This is a genomic window from Dethiosulfatibacter sp. (assembly GCF_983023055.1).
On record NZ_CEZJXU010000390.1, the window covers coordinates 1 to 283 of the forward strand.

Consider the following 283-nt stretch of genomic DNA (forward strand, 5'->3'; position numbering starts at 1 on the left):
CTTTATACTGATATTATAAATCCAAACAGCATGTTTCCTCCATGTCTTACACTACAAAAATAAAAACAGACATATGCACTTGCCTAAGCATTTACATATGTCTGTTCCAATTATGAAGTTTTCAATCAATTATTTAGTTTGTAAAATATGACGGCTATGAACATTTGCTCGTAAAAATCATCACCCTTGGATATTCCAGTAATATTCCTTGGGCGGACTTTTGGCACACCCGATGAAAGCGCAGAGACGGTTTGTGATTGGGTATTTGTTCGTCAATATGCCA